This is a genomic window from Anaerostipes sp. MSJ-23 (assembly GCF_018918155.1).
Lineage (GTDB): Bacteria > Bacillota > Clostridia > Lachnospirales > Lachnospiraceae > Anaerostipes.
On record NZ_JAHLPY010000015.1, the window covers coordinates 15836 to 35215 of the forward strand.

Annotated in this window: 14 protein-coding genes; 1 reads left to right on the forward strand and 13 read right to left on the reverse strand. The window is 36.1% G+C overall.

The features are described from left to right. Positions 1 to 3: 3 nt before the first annotated feature. Together KQI71_RS09510 and melB are read right to left on the reverse strand one after the other, a co-directional pair. Positions 4 to 2232 (reverse strand): alpha-galactosidase, encoded by a 2229-nt coding sequence (locus KQI71_RS09510; protein WP_216435716.1) that lies wholly within the window; start codon positions 2230 to 2232, stop codon positions 4 to 6. 26 nt (positions 2233 to 2258) lie between these two features. Continuing rightward, positions 2259 to 3617 carry a melibiose:sodium transporter MelB gene (melB, locus tag KQI71_RS09515; RefSeq protein ID WP_216435717.1) on the reverse strand — a complete coding sequence of 453 codons (1359 nt, stop codon included), beginning with the start codon at positions 3615 to 3617 and terminating at the stop codon, positions 2259 to 2261. Positions 3618 to 3791: 174 nt separating this feature from the next. On the opposite strand from melB, the gene KQI71_RS09520 reads away from it, so the two are divergent. Further along, positions 3792 to 4637, forward strand: a complete 846-nt coding sequence (locus KQI71_RS09520) for an AraC family transcriptional regulator (RefSeq protein WP_216435719.1) — start codon at positions 3792 to 3794, stop codon at positions 4635 to 4637. 107 nt (positions 4638 to 4744) lie between these two features. Here the strand turns inward: KQI71_RS09520 and KQI71_RS09525 are convergent, their stop codons facing one another. From KQI71_RS09525 to araA, 11 genes are all read right to left on the reverse strand, one after another. Further along, positions 4745 to 6229, reverse strand: a complete 1485-nt coding sequence (locus KQI71_RS09525; RefSeq protein WP_015530365.1) for an L-fucose/L-arabinose isomerase family protein — start codon at positions 6227 to 6229, stop codon at positions 4745 to 4747. Between the two features lie 40 nt (positions 6230 to 6269). After that, entirely contained in the window at positions 6270 to 7316 is a 1047-nt protein-coding gene (locus tag KQI71_RS09530) for an ABC transporter permease subunit (protein WP_330655390.1), read from the reverse strand. Beyond that, the gene (locus KQI71_RS09535; RefSeq protein WP_008391962.1) at positions 7316 to 8356 is read right to left on the reverse strand and encodes an ABC transporter permease; all 1041 of its coding nucleotides are present in this window, start codon (positions 8354 to 8356) and stop codon (positions 7316 to 7318) included. The genes KQI71_RS09530 and KQI71_RS09535 overlap by 1 nt, the downstream gene beginning before the upstream one ends. A gap of 2 nt (positions 8357 to 8358) precedes the next feature. Beyond that, positions 8359 to 9876, reverse strand: coding sequence for a sugar ABC transporter ATP-binding protein (locus tag KQI71_RS09540; RefSeq protein ID WP_009204424.1), 1518 nt, complete (start codon positions 9874 to 9876; stop codon positions 8359 to 8361). A gap of 178 nt (positions 9877 to 10054) precedes the next feature. Then, complete coding sequence (locus KQI71_RS09545; RefSeq protein WP_216435721.1) at positions 10055 to 11059, reverse strand: ABC transporter substrate-binding protein; 1005 nt, start codon at positions 11057 to 11059, stop codon at positions 10055 to 10057. 187 nt (positions 11060 to 11246) lie between these two features. Further along, on the reverse strand, positions 11247 to 12713 hold the full coding sequence (locus KQI71_RS09550; protein ID WP_216435723.1) for a sensor histidine kinase: 1467 nt from the start codon (positions 12711 to 12713) through the stop codon (positions 11247 to 11249). Continuing rightward, positions 12713 to 14332 (reverse strand): response regulator, encoded by a 1620-nt coding sequence (locus KQI71_RS09555; RefSeq protein WP_216435725.1) that lies wholly within the window; start codon positions 14330 to 14332, stop codon positions 12713 to 12715. The genes KQI71_RS09550 and KQI71_RS09555 overlap by 1 nt, the downstream gene beginning before the upstream one ends. Positions 14333 to 14473: 141 nt before the next feature. Beyond that, positions 14474 to 15490, reverse strand: coding sequence for an aldose epimerase family protein (locus KQI71_RS09560; RefSeq protein ID WP_216435727.1), 1017 nt, complete (start codon positions 15488 to 15490; stop codon positions 14474 to 14476). 53 nt (positions 15491 to 15543) lie between these two features. Then, complete coding sequence (locus KQI71_RS09565; RefSeq protein ID WP_216435728.1) at positions 15544 to 16236, reverse strand: L-ribulose-5-phosphate 4-epimerase; 693 nt, start codon at positions 16234 to 16236, stop codon at positions 15544 to 15546. A 14-nt stretch (positions 16237 to 16250) separates the two neighbouring features. Continuing rightward, positions 16251 to 17843, reverse strand: coding sequence for a xylulokinase (locus KQI71_RS09570; protein ID WP_216435729.1), 1593 nt, complete (start codon positions 17841 to 17843; stop codon positions 16251 to 16253). 17 nt (positions 17844 to 17860) lie between these two features. After that, complete coding sequence (araA, locus tag KQI71_RS09575; protein WP_216435730.1) at positions 17861 to 19357, reverse strand: L-arabinose isomerase; 1497 nt, start codon at positions 19355 to 19357, stop codon at positions 17861 to 17863. Between the last annotated feature and the right edge of the window lie 23 nt (positions 19358 to 19380).

A 19380-nucleotide genomic window follows, 5' to 3' on the forward strand; every position in this document is an offset into this window, starting at 1 on the left:
ATTCTACTTCTCTCCATGGAATAGATAAATCTTAGACCAGAAATCAGTACATGTTTCTCCACCATCAATAACCTGACCAGCAGATGGATCTGAAGTGATCATTCCCGCTTTCATAAGTTCTCGTCCAGAATATTTTCCCTCGATTCCTTCGATCGTGTATTCCATTGTTTCGTCTAATCCATGTAATCTTAATCTGCGATATGGACAATTGACATCATTTAAGATCTTATAGTATCCCATGATCGCATCTTTTTTATCTTCAGAGACAACCATCCACGCTGCAATATTGCCTTCAAATGGACTTAACAGACGATAAAATGTTCCTTTCTGGATCAATCCTCGATACTGTTTTACAAACTCTACCTGTTTTTTTATCTCTTCTTGTTCTTCTCTGGACAACTTTGCAATATTTAATTCGTATCCAAACGCTCCAAAATATGCAACATTCGCTCTTGTAGATAATGGTGTATTTCTAAACAGCTGATGATTTGGTGTTACCGATACATGAGCACCCATACTACTTAATGGATATACCATACTTGTTCCATATTGAATCTTAATACGCTCAATCGCATCACTATCATCACTTGTCCATGTTTGTGGTGCATAATAAAGCATTCCTGGATCAAAACGTCCTCCTCCACTTGCACAAGATTCAAATAAAATTTCTGGAAAACGTTTGGTCAGACGCTCATAAAGGTCATACACACCAAGAATATAACGATGGAAAATCTCTCCTTGCTTATTCGCTGCCCATCCTTTACTGAAACATTCTGTGATACTTCGGTTCATATCCCATTTTATATAAGATACTTTTGAATCTGCCAATAATTTTTCCATCTGATCATAAATGCAATCAACAACTTCTTTTCTTGAAAAATCTAATACAAATTCATTTCTTCCATGAGAACATTTTCTTCCTGGAGTTTCGATTCGATAATCTGGGTGTTTACGAAATAGATCACTGTTTTCGTTTACCATTTCTGGTTCAAACCATAATCCAAACTTCATACCACATTCTTCTTCAATTCGCTTGGATAATCCAGAAATACCATGCTCTAATTTATTTAAATTAGCAAACCAATCTCCCAGTCCCTGCTTATCATCATTTCTTGTTCCAAACCATCCATCATCTAAAACAAACATTTCAATTCCAGCTTTTTTTGCTGATTTTGCAATCTCTACGATCGTATCTTCATTAAAGTCAAAATACGTTGCTTCCCAGTTATTGATCAAAATTGGACGTTCCTTATCTCTCCAGTATCCTCTGGCCAATCTTGTACGGAATAATTTATGGAATGTCTGACTCATTCCATTTAGCCCATCTTCTGAAAATGTGATGATCGCTTCTGGTGTCTGGAAAGATTCTCCTGGCTCTAAATGCCATTGAAATCCCATTGGATGAATTCCCATAAGTATTCTTGTCACATCATAGGTATCGACTTCTGCCTGCATTAAGAAATTACCACTGTATACAAGACTCATACCAATGACATCTCCCTGAAATTCATCCGCAGATTGTCTTTTTAATGCAATAAACGGATTATGGTTATGACTTGAATTTCCTCGAAGACTTCCTACAGATTGTATTCCCTGTTCTAATTTTCTTGTCTTAATCTCTCGTTCTCTTGCCCAGGCTCCTGATAATTGTATCCACTCATAGTCTTTATCCGGAAGATCTAAGCACGCACTCATCGCTCTTGTCAGATCAAAAGACTGATCTCCATCATTTTCAAGGTTCATACTTCTTGTGATCACTGGAAAATCTCTCATGATCGTATAGTATAATGTCATTTTTGCCCCAGTAAGCGAATCTCTTAAAATGATCTCTAATGTCTGTGCTTCTTCTTTTTCTTCTACATAAACAGCTGGTAATCCTTGAAGTTCTGGTTTTCCATCATAAATCCTATGGCTTTCATATACAAAATCCGAAATACGACTTCCATTTTCCTGCAAGATCTCAAAAGCAGGTTCGCGGTAATCTGTTGTTCCATATGATGGATATTCCTGTTTTAAATGTTCGAGGGAATATGTAAGATTTCCCTCAAACAAATAAGATGACATTGGACGATGCATTGTTTCTATATAATATCCAAAATCTTCTTTATCCGGAATCGCACTTCCATAATAAAGCTGTCCGATCTGTCCATTTTTCAGTACTTTCATAATATAGCTGACAGATTCATTTTTCAGATGAAATTCCTGTGATGTCTCGTGATAAAAAATACTCATAAAAGTTCTCCTACTCGTTTTAATTTTTAGGCCTCATGAACTACATTGAATTCTTTGACCATGTTATTTAAATAATCACCTTTTAATTTATATGCTTTTTCATAAATCAGATAACTGATCACTGCAAATACCATCGGAATGACGATCATGATGATTCTAATTCCATTTAATGTTGCTGCTGACTGCTGTGGTAATGATGCATTATAGCCTACCATTGCAAGTCCTACACCTGTTAACAGACCAGATACTGCCTGAGATGCTTTCATTAAAAATGTCTGTGTAGAACAAATAATGCTTTCATTTCTTGTTCCAAATAATAATTCGTTGTAATCAATAACATCTGCGATGCAAACTGTTACAACTCCAAGTTCAAATCCTGAACCAAGTTTTAAGATTCCAGCTCCTAAGATTACGAATAATGGGTTTGTTGGTGCCACAAAGCCTGCGACTGCAATAACGATCAGACCAATGATTGGAAATGCACAAGCCATTGCAAACATTTTTTCTCTGCCTAATTTTTTTACGATTTTAGGGAATACAACAAGTCCTCCCATTTCTGCTAAAATACATACACTAAAGATAGAGAATAATCCTTCTTTTCCTGCAACATATTTGAAATAATATATGATGATTCCATTTACAATCTGCATGCAAAGATTATAAGCTAATAATAATCCAATATATGCAATTAACTGTTTATTCTTAAATAAAATATTGATGATCTGTTTAAAACTTGTATGTTCTGCTGCTTTTTCAGTTACTTTTTCTTTTACATTAACGATTGTTACACTGATCGTAAATACAAATAAAATAGAAATTACTAATGCTACCATACGGAAACCAGCGGTTCTATCGCCATTTCCAAAAATCTTATCCATTCCATTGATCATACTTAAGCCAAAAACACCAATAGAAAATCCTGCTAAACTTGCGAAAAATCTTGGAATAACTGATACTGATTCTCTTTCATGTGGATCATTTGTTAAGTTTGGAAGCCATGACCAGTATGGAACATCCATGATCGTATATGTCATTCCATAAAGAATATATGCAATTGATACATAAATATACAGTGCTTTTCCATGAAGTCCGAATGTATTAAACATTGCAAAAAATACAACTGCATTTAAAAGTGTTCCAACCAATAACCACGTTCTAAATTTGCCAAATCGATTATGAGTGTTATCAACAACCAGTCCCATCATCGGGTCATTGATCGCATCCCATATTCTTGCTACAAAAAATAATGTTCCTACAAAAGCTGGTGCCAAAAACAAAACATCTGTAAAATAGAACATTAGAAAATTACCTACAAAGCAACAGATAGCGTCCTTTCCAAGCGCTCCAAAGCCAAATGAAAATTTTTCTTTTTTTGTTAAATTCATCGTTTTTCTCCTTTTTTAATTGTAAGGCCCTTTGTTTTTCTTCTCTCATGATGTACTTAAAGTATAGCATCTATTTTTATCTTGCGTTATGAAGTTTTGTTTTATATTTTTGTCAAAATGTTGAATAAATCATCAGAATATTTTATAATCAGATCATGTTTAGGAGGATTTTTTATGGAACAAGCACAAGTTTTAACTTTTTTAAATAATGAAGACCGAGATCTTTTATTACAATTTTGCGGATATTCTACGACAGCTCCTCTCCATAGTTTTGGACCAGCCGTCCGCCCACATTATTTAATTCATTTTATTTTAAACGGGAAAGGAATTTTTCAAAAAGGTGATAAGACCTATCATTTAGAAACTGGGCAAGGATTCTTTATCGAACCAGATGAGCTTACTTTTTACCAAGCTGATGCAAAAGAACCATGGGAATATTTATGGGTTGGATTTAACGGAACGATGGTTCCTGAATTATTAAAACAGATTGGTCTTTCTTCTTCGCAGCCAGTTTTTCATTGTGATAAAGGGAAAGATTTATACTGGCTTGTCAATGATATGCTAGTTCATGCAAGATCTGGTTTTGCTTCAGATCTTCGAAGAACTGGTCTTTTATATGAGTTTCTTTCAATTCTTGCAGAAAATCCAATGGAGACAGATACACAGACAGATTCTGAATATGTTTATATCAACAAAGCAGTCGAATATATTAAAAATAATTATTGGGATGGGATTCATATTTATGACATTGCGAAATATCTTTGTATTGATCGAAGTTATGTTTACTTATTGTTTCAAAAATATTTCCAACAAAGTCCTCAAGATTATCTTGCGACTTTTCGACTCACGAAAGCATCTGAGTTATTAAGTACAACGACTCTTTCTATTGAAAGCATTAGTAATTCCTGCGGGTATGGAGACCCTGCAACATTTTCCAAAGCATTTAAGCGTTGGAAATCTATGTCTCCTTCGAAATATCGAAAGCAGAAGAGAGCTTCTGGAACTGTTCTTAGTAATTAATTTCATAACTAATCTCAATAAATCTTCCATATATCAGAAAAAAACTGCATGCTAACCGCATGCAGTTTTTCCCAAGAAGGAGTAAAAAGTTAATAGGTAAAATTTATTTATGAAAATGGATTCTCAGTCTTATAAAGCATATTCTTTGGCTGATTAAATCCAATCTCATCGACATCAACACCAATGTATTTGAATACTTCATATAAAGTTTTTCCAAAATGACCAAAAGCAACAGCTCCATGGTGTGGGAAATTCTTTTCGATCAGTACATGGCGGTAAAATCTTCCCATTTCTGGGATAGCAAATACACCAATAGATCCGAAAGATCTTGTTGCTACTGGAAGGATTTCTCCTTGTGCAACGTACGCTCTTAATTTTGTATCTGCTGTACTTTGTAAACGGAAGAATGTAATATCTCCTGGCGCGATATCACCTTCTAATGTTCCCTGTGTCACTTCTTCCGGTAATGTTCTTGCCATGATCTTCTGATATTTCATCTCACAGAAAGATAATTTAGATTTTGCTGTGTTTCCACAATGGAATCCCATAAATGTATCTTTTTGTGTATAGTCATAGTTATCTTTAATTTCTTCATTATACATATCTGCTGGTACGGAGTTGTTGATATCTAATAATGTCACAGCATCCTGACTTACAACCGTTCCAATAAATTCGCTTAATGCACCATAGATATCTACTTCACAGGATACTGGAATTCCCTGTGCTGCCAAACGACTGTTTACATAACATGGTACAAATCCAAACTGAGTCTGGAATGCTGGCCAGCATTTTCCGGCAATTGTTACATATTTTCTGTAACCTTTATGATCCCTGATCCAGTCTTTTAGTGTCAATTCATACTGTGCAAGCTTGGAAAGAATCTCTGGTTTTTTATTTCCTGCACCCAGTTCTTCTTCCATTTCTTTTATGATCGCAGGAATTCTTTCATCCCCTTCATGCTGATTAAATGCTTCAAATAAATCTAATTCTGAGTTTTCTTCAATTTCGATTCCAAGATCATATAATGGTTTGATCGGTGCATTACATGCAAGGAAGTTCAGTGGTCTTGGTCCAAAACTTATGATCTTCAATTCACTTAATGCTTTTACTGTTCTTGCGATCGGCAAAAATTCATGGATCATATCTGCACATTCTTCTGCTGTTCCTACTGGATATTCAGGAATATATGCTTTTATATTTCTTAATTTCAGATTATAACTTGCATTTAACATTCCACAATATGCATCTCCTCTTCCATCTAAGAGGTTATCACCACTTTCCTCAGCTGCTGCCACAAACATCTTTGGTCCATCAAAGTGTTTTGCAAGAAGTGTTTCTGAGATTTCTGGTCCAAAGTTTCCAAGATAAACAACTAATGCATCACATCCTGCTTTTTTAATATCTTCTAATGCCTGTACCATGTGAATCTCACTCTCCACGATACAGACTGGACATTCATAAATGTCCTCAGGATCATATTTTTCTTTATATGCTTTTATCAATGCTTCTCTTCTTGTAACTGATAAACTTTCTGGGAAGCAGTCACGACTGACTGCTACGATCCCGATCTTTGTTTTTGGCATATTATTCATACTGTTTTCCTCCTTTAATACATCAACCAAATATAACTATCTACTTTTCATTACCTTGTGCAAGACGCTTCTCACGAATTGATTTAAATACACTCTGTAAGATTACGAAGAAGCAAAGAAGTAATGCGATCACGATTCTTGTCCACCAGGATGATAATGTTCCCTGGAATGTAATGATCGTTTCAATGATGCCCTTGATCAGTGATCCAAATAGTGATCCTACGACAGTTCCAACACCTCCTGTTAAAAGTGTTCCACCAATAACTGCTGCTGCGATCGCATCCATCTCAAATCCTCTGGCCTGCTCTACGAATCCACCACAAGAGTTTAAGCAGAAAGCAAATCCAGCTAATGATGCTAAAAATCCATTTAACACATAAACTTTTAACTTTGTAACTTTAGGATTTAATCCCATTAATAATGCAGACTGTTCATTTCCACCTACTGCAAATACGGCACGTCCAAATTTTGTGTATCGAAGGATCACAAAAGAAATCGCTACAACCAATAATGCAATGACAACACTTAGGTAGATATAAGGATGCATTGCAACTCCTCGGTTGTTGTAATATGTAATAAATCCAAAATAAATTCGATAGTTTGCAAGACTTAAAAATGTAGGATTTTCAATACTGATCATATCGGAACTGATCAATGCTGTAAGACCTCTGGCAAAAAACATTCCTCCAAGTGTTACGATGAATGGCTGTATTTTTAAATAAGCTACTAAAAATCCTTGAACCAATCCGAAGATCACACCAAATACTAATACCAGAATAATTGCAACGACTGCGCTCATATGCTTCACTTCCATCATCCATGCAAGCATCATACAAACAACACCGATGACAGAACCGATCGAAATATCGATTCCTCCTGTGATCAGTACAAATGTCATACCAACGGCTGCAATGATCAATCCAGCATTACTAATAAACAAGTTTAAAAACACCTGTGGGCTTGTAAAGTTTCGATCTCCGTAAAGGATCGCACCTGCAATATAGAGCACGAAGAATAATACGATCGTAACTGCAAGCAAAAATCCATTTCCTCTAAGTTTATTTTTAATTTTCTCTACCATTGCCATTATGCCACCTTCTCTCCAGCAGTTTTTGCTGCACGTTTTGCTTTGATACGATTTAAGTATTTCTTAAATTCTGGAGACTGTAATGTCACGATTATGATAACCACGATCGCTTTATAAAGTGGGAGCTGATCTCCAGTTACTTTCATTGCATATAATGTTGTAGATAATGCCTGGATCGTGATCGCTCCAATAACACTTCCTGCGACTGAGAATTTACCACCTGCAAGAGAGTTTCCTCCAAGTGCTACTGCTAAGATCGCATCTAATTCCATCAAGTTTCCTACGTTATTTGCATCAATGGATGTGATTCTTGATGTTGCGATCATTCCTGCGATTCCTGCACAAAGTCCGCAGGCTGCATATGTGATAAAGATGATCTTTGTAGAATTCAGTCCAAACAAACGACTGGCTCTTGGGTTGATACCTACACTTTCAATATACAATTTTGTTGCTGTCTTATTTAAGAATAATGTTGCTAAAATGACTACGATGATCGCTACCAGAATCGGTGTTGGAACTGGAATATGTGGCAGAAATCCTCCTAAATACTTAAAGCTGTCCACTTTGACATATAAGTTGTTTCCACCTGTGATCAACTGTGCCATTCCTCGTCCTGCGGTAAATAAGATCAAGGTTGCTACCATTGGCTGGATCTTCATATTCGCAACTAAGAATCCGTTCCACATACCACATAATACAGATACCACAAGCCCGATCAGGATTGCTGCGATCCAAGGAATTGCATATGTTTCTCCACTTCCAAGAAGATAAACAGATACAGCTCCTGATAATGCCATGATCGCTCCGACAGAGATATCAGTTCCTGCACTGGATGCTACACAAAGTGTCATACCAACTGCTAAGATGATCAATTCACTGGATCGGTTGAAAATATCGACCAGATATCCATATAACACACCATTTTTAATTGAGATTTCAAAAAATGATGGGGATTTTATAAGGTTAAATAATAATACAAGTGCCAGACATACAATTGGCCAGAAGAGGCGATATGATGTCATCTTTTTTAATTTATCCATAATTATTTGTCACCTCCTGCGATTGCTTTCATTACATTTTCCTGTGATAATTCACTTTCTTCCAATTCTCCGACTTTCTCACCATCTCGTAAGATTCCCATGTGAGTCACGGTACGAAGCATTTCTTCTACTTCGGATGAAATAAATACAACAGACATTCCTTCATTTGCAAGTTTTACGACTAATTTCTGAATCTCTGTCTTTGTTCCAACATCAATACCTCTGGTTGGTTCATCAAGAATCAGGAAATCTGGTTCTGTCATCAGCCATCTTCCGAGGATTACTTTCTGCTGATTACCACCACTTAATGATTTGATCGGTGTTTCTCTGCTTGCTGTCTTAACCTGCAGCATCTTAATATACTTATCTGTCAACTCTTCCTGTTCTTTTCTGCTCATCAGTTTGAACATTCCTCGTTTTGCCTGAAGTGCCAAGATCATGTTTTCTCTTACAGAAAGATCTGCAATGATTCCTTCTACTTTACGATCTTCCGGACAATATGCCATTCCTTTATGCATTGCATCAATTGGTGCTTTGACATCTAATTTTTCTCCTTTGACATATAATTCTCCTCCATCTGGTTTATCTGCTCCATAAATTGCTCTTACAAGTTCAGAACGTCCAGATCCTAATAATCCAGATAATCCAACAACTTCTCCTTTATGGATCTTAATGTCAAATGGTTTGATCGTTCCTTTATGATAAAGACCTTTTGCTTCGATCACAACTTCGTCGCTTTGTTTCTTTGATGATGTTCCACTTCCTTTGATGTCTGCCAGATCATCAAATTCTTTTCCCATCATTGTTGCAACTAATTTAAATCTTGGAAGCTCTTCTGTCTTATATTCGCCTACAAAATGTCCATTTCTAAGTACTGTGATCCTGTCACAGACTGCATAGACCTGTTCCAAAAAGTGTGTTACGAATACGATCGCTGTTCCGCGTTTCTTTAACATATTCATAACCTTAAATAATTTCTCAACTTCTCCTTCATCAAGACTTGATGTTGGTTCATCAAGGATCAATACTTTTGACTGAATGTCAACTGCTCTTGCGATCGCCACCATCTGCTGAATCGCTACGGAATAGTTTTCCAATTCCTGTGTGGCATCAATTTCTAATTCCAGATTATCAAGGATCTTCTGTGCCTGTGTATTCATCGTCTTCCAGTCGATCCTCCCCATTTTCATTGGTTCTCTTCCGATAAAGATATTTTCTGCTACCGTTAGATTTGGACACAGGTTTACTTCCTGATAAACGGTGCTGATTCCATTGTTTCCCGCTTCTTGAGGGGATGTGTTAATAATACTTTTTCCATCCATGATGATCTCACCTGTCTCAAATTCCTCAACTCCTGTAAGAACTTTGATCAGTGTAGATTTTCCTGCACCATTTTCTCCCATTAAGGCATGAATCTCTCCTTCTCTCAATGTAAGCTGTGCATCGGACAGTGCTTTCACTCCCGGGAATGTTTTATTAATATGTCGCATGGATAGAACTGTCTTCTTTTCATCACTCATGACAATTCTCCTTTCTTTTCATGATTTTTGAGCCGATTTTAATGAAAATGCCCTGATTTTTGGTATAAAAATTACAGGATAAGTCAGATTGTTCTGACCCAGAGCCTGCAATCTTTATTTGTAGTGCGATTGTTAATAGTTACATGTGTATACTTAAGGGGATTTTCAACAATGTTTATTAATATGCACGTTTGTTAATAACTTCTTTTGTAGTATTATCTTTTGTAAATACCTGCTCATCTACATACTGGATCTTATCTACTTTTTCACCTTTCATGATCTTCTTAGCTAATTCAGCTACACGAGGTCCATGAAGTGGGTTACATTCAAATTCAGCATTGATCTCTCCAGACTGAACTTTCTTTAATGCTGCTTTGATCGCATCGAAAGAAATGATCGTTACGTCTTTACCAGGTGTTTTTCCTGCTGCTTTTAATGCATCGATTGCTCCGAATGCCATGTTATCATTCTGTGCTACTACAACATCAATGTCTTTGTTCTGTTTTAAGAAAGATTCCATAACTTCCTGACCTTTTGCCTGTGTAAATTCTCCTGTCTGAGAAGCAATGATCTTGAAGTTTTTCTGATCTTTGATTCCTTCTTTAAATCCTTTTGTACGTCCGATTTCTGCAGAAGAACCAATCGTTCCCTGTAATACAGCAATGTTTACGTCACCTTTTTCTTTTCCCTTTTCTTTAATTAACCATTCAGCCGCTTTCACACCTTCTTTTTTGAAGTCTGATCCAACCCATGCTGTGATCAGTGAATCATCAGAAGTTTTGATCTGACGGTCAACTGTGATAACTGGGATGTCAGCTTTCTTTGCTTCTTTTAAAACTGTTTCCCAACCTGTTTCTGTTACAGGTGCGATTGCGATCACATCAACACCCTGTGTGATAAATTCTCTGACCGCTTTTGTCTGATTTTCCTGTTTCTGCTGAGCATCTGCAAATGATAATTTAAATCCGTTCTTTGCTGTTAATGCAGATTTCATAGACTTTGTATTCGCTACACGCCAATCACTCTCAGCTCCAACCTGTGAAAATCCGATGTTGATCTCTGAAGTTTCCTTCTTTGAAGAAGCACTGTCTTTCTTGTTTCCTCCACCACAACCAGTAAGCATTGTTCCGATCATCATTGTTGCAAGTAAACCTGCAGCCACCTTCTTAATACTTCTTCTCATTATGATTTCCTCCTTTTTCTTTTTTGATTTTTTCGTTTTCCTTAATTACAAGTTATATTTTACTTGAAATTGTATTTCTTTCAATGCAATTTCTTTTGCATTCGGTGGATTATTTTATGAAATTTTTATCTTGTCTGTTTAAAGTTTGATTTTTTTTGATAATGGTTTGAATTTTTTTGATTTTTGATTATTTTTTCTCTGCTTGTCTAGTCTTCGGTACAACTACGATCACCTTAGTTCCAATATCTGGTTCACTTTCAAGGATCAACCCATATTCTTCTCCATAATATAATTTAATCCGCCGATTTACATTTGCAATTCCAAACCCTGTTGTCCTGTTTACCCATATATCTTCATACATTTCTTTATTGATCTGAACTACCTGCTCAGGCTGCATACCAACTCCATTATCTTCAACGATCAGGAATATATTATTTTCATCATCTACACTGGAAATCTTTATCATTCCTTTTTCTCTTTGTTTTTTCAATCCATGATATAATGCATTTTCTACTAATGGCTGTAAAGTGATCTTTACAATATCATTTTTCTTGATCTCATCTGGGACATCAATAGAATATTCCATAATATCCCCGTATCTTAATTGTTGTATCTTTAAATAATTTTCAACATGCTCTAATTCTTCCCTGATCGATATCTTATCTTCTCCGTGACTTAAACTTGTACGGAAAAAGCCAGACAAGGCAGCTACCATTTCTACCACTTTGTCATCCTGATGATCAATGGCAAGCCACATGATCGTGTCCAATGTATTATAAAGGAAATGTGGATTAATTTGCTCTTGTAGTAACTGCATCTCTTTTTTTCGAAGATTTTGTTGTTCTACTTTTACATCTTCGATCAATCTCTCTACCTTTTGTGCCATATGTTCGAAATTATTTGTTAAGATCTGCAGCTCTTCTGTTGTATTTTGAGGTCCATGTACATCAAAATTTCCCTGCGCCACTTCCTTTGTCATCTCACATAATTGTCTGACTGGATAACTAATGCTTTGCGAAATCAATTTCGATAATTTCCATGTTATCAGAGACAAAAACAGCACAGCGATCAATGTGATCGTGATCGTATGCATGATTTCTTTTTCCAGTTTTACACGCATACTCTCCATATTCCCAATCTCATAGTAAATGTATTCGGATACTTTTTCTTTAATGATCTCTGTAAATACATTCACATTTAATCTTAATCTCTGATTATTTTCCATATAATCGTTTTTTAGATCTGAGTGTTCAATTTCTTTAATGGAAATCTTCAGATTATCCAACAGTTTTCCTATCTGTCTCGTTCTTAATTTACTTTCATCTGTTACAGCATTTTTATTCAGTTCCTTTACCAGCTCCTTCGCTTCCTTAATCTCCTCATATGGTTTCATCGCATCAAAACTCTCTGCACCGATAACAATACGATACATTTTATAATCCATATCTTCTGAAAATGAGAAATTAAACTTGCTGGCTACTGATACGTTTTTTACTGCCTCATTATAGCTTTCATTAAAATTTATCATGATAACAAGAAGCGTGATAATCCCCACTAACGCAGGAATTATCACGACCATCCTTAACCATTTTAGTTTTTTTTCTATTGAGAACTGCCGAAATCGAGCAATAGATTCTCTCACATATTTTTTCATTACATCCTCCTTGATCTATATTCACTTGGAGTACATCCTTGCGTTTTTTTAAACAGGTAGCTAAAGTAATGTGGATCCTTATATCCCACTTCATAGCTGATCTGTGATGCTTTCATATCTGTAAAACAAAGCATTTCTTTTGCTTTATCCATTCTGACTGATGTCAAAAATTCCACAAAAGATTTCCCTGTTTCTTGTTTAAACGTTGTACTAAAATGACTGCTGCTTAATCCAACCTGATCTGCAACATCACTCAACGATAATGTTTCTTCTTGATAATTTTTCACAATAAATTCTTTTGCCTCCGTTATCAATGAAGAATGTTTCTTCCCTAATCTTTCATTTCGCATTCTGATCGCTTGTATGATAAGTTCTTCGATATACTCCGCTGCTTTCTCTCCTGTTGAAACTGCAGCGATCTGTTGTTTGTAATCCTTAAACGTGCGATCGATATTTGCTTTCTCAACTCCCATTTTCTCAACGAATTTCATAACACCTACCTGTATATTGATCAGCATATACTGACAAAACATAAAGGAATCCATATTAGATTTTCCTAATGTCTTGGTATAATCCTCTACAAATAAATGTACAGCTTCTTCTTTTCCATTTTTCAAAAACTCTTCCAGCGATTCTGAATTTACTTTGGTAAAATCTACTTGCTGCAGATCTTCTGCTCTTTCTATCTTTTCATTATCTAATTTATCAAAAAACACCGCTTCATTCCCAGAAGACTGATACTGGTATGCAAAAGCCTTGCTTGCACTGTCGTAAGATTCCGAAAGGTTATGTAATCGTTCCACTGCATGTCCAATCCCTGCAAACCATTGTAGTTCTTTCTCTTTTTTCATACGCTTTGTCAATGCTGCAACATAATCTTTTGCCACTTGTATGGTTTCCTCTGTATTCTGTGCCTTGATCATTAAAACATAGCCCTCTGTTACACGGTGAAAAACAATCATATTTTCAAACTGGCTGCTTACTTCTTCTACGATCGCATCTTCTTTGGTGCGAAGATCATATACTGCCTCTGTATCATTCTCATTCTTTGAAAATATTTTAAATAACATAAAATTGTATGCCGGTGCCATAAGATCTATTCCAAGTTCATTCCCTTGTTCCATTAATTTAGATACAGATATCTTTCCACGAATCAGATTCCCGAAAAATTGATATCTCATATTTTTCATTTGTGTTTTTATATTTTTTTGTAATTTTTTTATATCTTCTTCCTGTCTTTTTTTCTTATCAAGCTTTTGTTTTACTTTATTTAGTGCTTCTAATAACTGCTCACCAGTTACTGGTTTGGTCAGATAATCTGTTACACCGATCTTGATCGCTTCTTTTGCATAGTCAAACTCCCCATATCCAGAAAGTATGATGATCTGTATTTTGGGCATTTTTTTCTTTAAGATATCACTTAATTCAAGTCCATCCATAAATGGCATCTTGATATCTGTGATCACGATATCTGGATGTAGTTTTTCGATCATTGGAAGAGCCATCTCACCATCTGGTGCTTCTCCCGCAAATTCAAAACCATTTTCTTCCCATTTTACGTTATTCTTTATGCTCTCACGAATGATCTTTTCATCTTCTACTAAAAATACTTTGATCATATTACCTTCCTCTTTTCTAAAATATTATTATACTCTCTTATAGAATTATCTTCCAGAAATAAACAAGAACATATCCATACAAATAAAAAGGGAAGGGGATATTGTATGGATATGATTCTTATTTTTTTATTTCAATCTATATTATTCTGTTTCAAATCGGTATGTTGTCACTGCTTCATACTCTTCGCCTTTTCTTAAGATAACTCTTGGCTTTTTCTCTATATTCATAGAATTAGGCAAGAATTGTGGTTCTAATGCAACACCATCTCTGTTCTCATATGGTTTTCCAAATTTACCATCACTTCCTTCTGCCAGAAAGTTTCCTGCATACAGTTGCATACATGGAAGTGTTGTCGTGATCGTTAATTTTCGTCCACTTTCTTTATCATATAAGACTGCCTGATCTTTCTCATCCTTTAGCATAAAACAATGATCATAGCCTCCAACAAATCTCAACTGTTCATCATCATCATGAATCCGTTCTCCAATCTCATGAAAACTTTTAAAATCAAATGGTGTATTCTCTACATCCAAAAACTCACCTGTTGGAAGACCATTCTCATCTGCACATGCAATCTGATCTGATTTGATCATCAATTGATGATCATAGATCTTACTGTCTTTTGCTGAAAGATTAAAAAATGAATGATTGGCTATATTGATCAATGTATCCTGATCTGACACTGCTTCATATTCCATCTTTAATTCATTTCCAGATAGACGATATACGATCTTTAAATAAAGATTTCCCGGAAATCCTTCTTCCATATCTGGAGAAAGATAGATAAAACGGACTCCATCTTCTAAGATCTCATAGTTAAAAATCTTCTGATTAAATCCATTTATACCACCATGAAGCGTATTCGGTCCGGAATTTACTGCAAGTTTATAGGTCTTTCCATTCAACTGAAACTCTCCATTTGCAATTCTGTTTGCAACACGTCCGATGATACATCCTAAAAATTTATCATCTTTATGACAATCTTCCACATCTTGATATCCAAGAACGACATCTCCATAATTTCCATCTCTGTCTTTTGTGAACACAGATAAAATATGACAACCAAGGTTACTCGTGATCACTTTTATCTCATCATTTTGTAATTCAAATAAGCAGACTCCATTTTGTCTTTTTTCGATCATTTTTACTTTCATCATTTTACAACACTTTCTTTTAAATTTTATCTGATATCTTTATTGATCCATTTTCATTATTTGCCTTGGCCATAGTAAGCATTTGCCCCATGTTTTCTGAAGAAATGTTTATCCTGCAGATATTGTGGTGCTGGCTTTGCTTCTGGATTTAAATGCTCGCAACGGTATGCCATCTTTGCGACTTCTTCTAAGACAACGGCATTATGAACTGCCTCGGCTGCATCAGCTCCCCATGTAAATGGTCCATGATTTGTACAAAGTACTCCTGGAACATAAACTGGATCCTTATCTTTAAATGTCTCAATGATCACCAATCCTGTATTCTTCTCATAGGCTTCTTCAATTTCTTCTTTTGTGAGACTTCTTGCACATGGAATTTCTCCATAGAAGTAATCTGCATGTGTTGTTCCATAGCATGGAATACTTCTCCCCGCCTGTGCCCATGATGTTGCCCATGGGGAATGTGTATGTACAATTCCTCCTAAATCTTTGAATGCTTTATATAATTCAATATGCGTTGGTGTATCAGAAGATGGATTTAAATCTCCTTCCACTCTGTTTCCATCAAGATCCATGACAACCATATCTTCTGGAGAAAGTTTATCATAATCCACACTACTTGGTTTAATAACAAATAAACCACTTTCTCTATCAATTCCGCTGACATTTCCCCATGTATATGTGATCAGACCTCTTTTAGGAAGTTCCATATTTGCTTCATAGACTTCTTTTTTTAATTGCTCTAACATCTTTCGTCTCCTTTTTACATCACATCAACTGCAACTCGTTCAAGTGCAAGACCTTTTTGATATCGTTTGATAAATTCATCAAAACCTTCTACATCTTTTTCATCTGGAGCGATCGTTGTACCTTCTTCCCCTGCAAATACTTTGTCAGAAAGATAGGTATCAAGTGTCTCATCTTCTGCTTTATCCAGCATATAGGCTGCAAGGATCGCCATTCCCCATGCACCACCTTCTCCAGCTGTTTTCATAACTGATACTGGTGCATTCACAGCTGCTGCCATGATCTTTTGTCCAACACCTTCTGTTTTGAATAATCCACCATGTCCCAGCATTTTATCAACTTTGACATCTTCTTCCTTCATCAAGATATCAAGCCCCGTCTTCAAAGCTCCAAGTGCTGTGTATAGATGAACTCTCATAAAGTTTGCAAGATTAAAATTACTATCTGGTTTTCTTACAAATAATGGCCTTCCTTCTTCAAATCCTGTGATATGTTCTCCTGAGAAATAGTTGTATGCAAGTAATCCACCACAATCCTTGTCACCTTCTAATGCTTTATTGTAAAGAGTTCCATAAAGCTGATCCATATCTACATCTTCCACACCAAAGTTCTGTGCAAATTCTTTAAATAAGTTGACCCATGCATTCAGATCTGATGTACAGTTATTACAATGTACCATACCCACAAGATCACCTGATGGCGTTGTGACAAGATCGATCTCATCATAAACTTTCTTTAATTCTTTCTCTAAAACAATCATTGCAAAAACACTTGTTCCTGCAGATACATTTCCTGTTTTTCTTGTCACGCTGTTTGTCGCAACCATTCCAGTTCCTGCATCTCCTTCTGGAGGACATAAAGGAATTCCAGCTTCCAGATTACCAGATGGATCTAATAATTTTGCTCCTTCTTCGCTTAAGATACCCGCTTTATCTCCAGCTATTAAAACTTTTGGTAAGATATTTTCTAATTTCCATCCAAATTTTTTATCTTTGATCAGGTTGTCAAATGTCTTGATCATCGTCTGGTTATAATCTTTTGTTTCGATATCGATTGGGAACATTCCAGACGCTTCTCCAACACCGAGCACCTTTTCACCTGTTAATTTCCAATGGACATATCCTGCCAGTGTTGTCAGATAATCAATATCTTTTACATGTTCTTCTTCTTTTAAAATTGCCTGATACAGATGTGCGATACTCCATCTTTGAGGAATGTGATAAGAAAATGCTTCCGTTAATTTCTCAGAAGCTTCTTCTGTCATTGTATTTCTCCATGTTCGGAATGGCACTAACAATTCTCCATCTTTATCAAATGCCATATATCCATGCATCATCGCACTAAATCCGATACTTCCAACCTTAGTTAGTGTAATATCATATTTTTCTTTCACGTCGTTTACCAAGTTTTGGTAACTGTCTTGTAGTCCACTCCAGATGTCTTCTAATGTATAAGTCCATATATTATTCTCCAGACGATTTTCCCAGTCATGGCTTCCGGATGCAATCGGATGATGATCTTTGTCGATCAGTACAACTTTGATCCTTGTTGATCCAAATTCGATTCCCAATGCTGTTTTTCCATCTGCGATCATTTGCTTTGTTTCCATGGTACTACCTCCATTTTCTAACGATAAACTACTTCATTCCATCTTAATTCATTCTTTAATGTTCTGATATCTGTATTCTCATCAATGACAACACTCTCTATTCCCATAGCCTCTGCCCATGCAACCATCTGATCTACACTAAGATCATAAGAAAATGCTGTATGATGTGCTCCACCAGCTAATATCCATGCCTCTGCTCCTTTATAAAGATCTGGTTTTGGTGTCCAGAATGCCGTAGCTACTGGAAGCTCTGGCATTGGTTTTTCTGTCTTTTTGCAATCCACTTTATTAATGATCAGACGGAAACGATGTCCAAGATCGATCAAAGAAGTGGCTATTCCTTCTCCTTCTTTTGCCGTAAATACAAGTCTTGCAGGATCTTCACGATCTCCCATGGATAATGAATTTACTTTGATTGAAACAGGACCATCCGCGATCGTTGGGCATACTTCCAACATATGAGCTTCTAAGATACCCTCTTTTCCCGGAACAAAATTGTATGTATAATCTTCCATAAATGATGTTCCTTTGGCATCTTTCTTTCCTGCTGTCATAACTTTCATCAGTCGTACCATTGCTGCTGTCTTCCAGTCACCTTCTGCACCAAATCCATAACCTTTTTCCATTAATCTCTGAATCGCAAGTCCTGGAAGCTGTTTTAATCCACCAAGATCGCCAAAGTGTGTAACAACTGCCTGATAATCATGGTCTTTTAAGAATTTTTCCAGTCCGATCTCGATTCCTGCCTGTACCTCTACATGTTTCTTAAATTCGATTGGATCTCTGCCCTCTAATAAAAGATTGTATTTTTCATAATATAACTGTGTCAGTGCATCAATATCACCTTTGCTGACTGCATTGACATAATCTACAACTTCATTGACTGGATATGCATCGATCTCCCATCCAAATTTAATCTGTGCTTCGACTTTATCACCTTCTGTAACCGCAACATTTCTCATATTATCCGCAATCCTTACCACACGGATATTTTTACTTTCCACCATTCCGATCGCACTTCTCATCCAAGATGCGATCTTTTCTTTCACTTCTTTTGATTCATAATATCCAACAACAACTTCTCTTGGGATTCCCATTCTTGTTACGATATGTCCAAATTCCCTGTCACCATGTGCTGACTGGTTTTCATTCATAAAATCCATATCAATCGTGTCATATGGGATTTCTTCATTAAACTGTGTGTGAAGATGTAATAATGGTTTCTTAAATGCCTGTAATCCTGCGATCCATGATTTTGCTGGGGAGAATGTGTGCATCCATGTGATGACACCGGCACATTCTTCATCTGCATTTGCTTCTTCAAATGTTCTTCTGATCGAAGTACTATCAATTAATGTCGGTTTCCATACAACTTCAAATGGTAAGATACCACTTTCATTGAAATTCTGCACAATGATCTGTGCATGTTTTGCCACATGACTTAAACATTCATCTCCATATAAATCCTGTGATCCTGTTGCAAACCAAAATTTGTAATTCTTTCTAAGTTCCATTTTTCTGCCTCCCAGTTTTATAT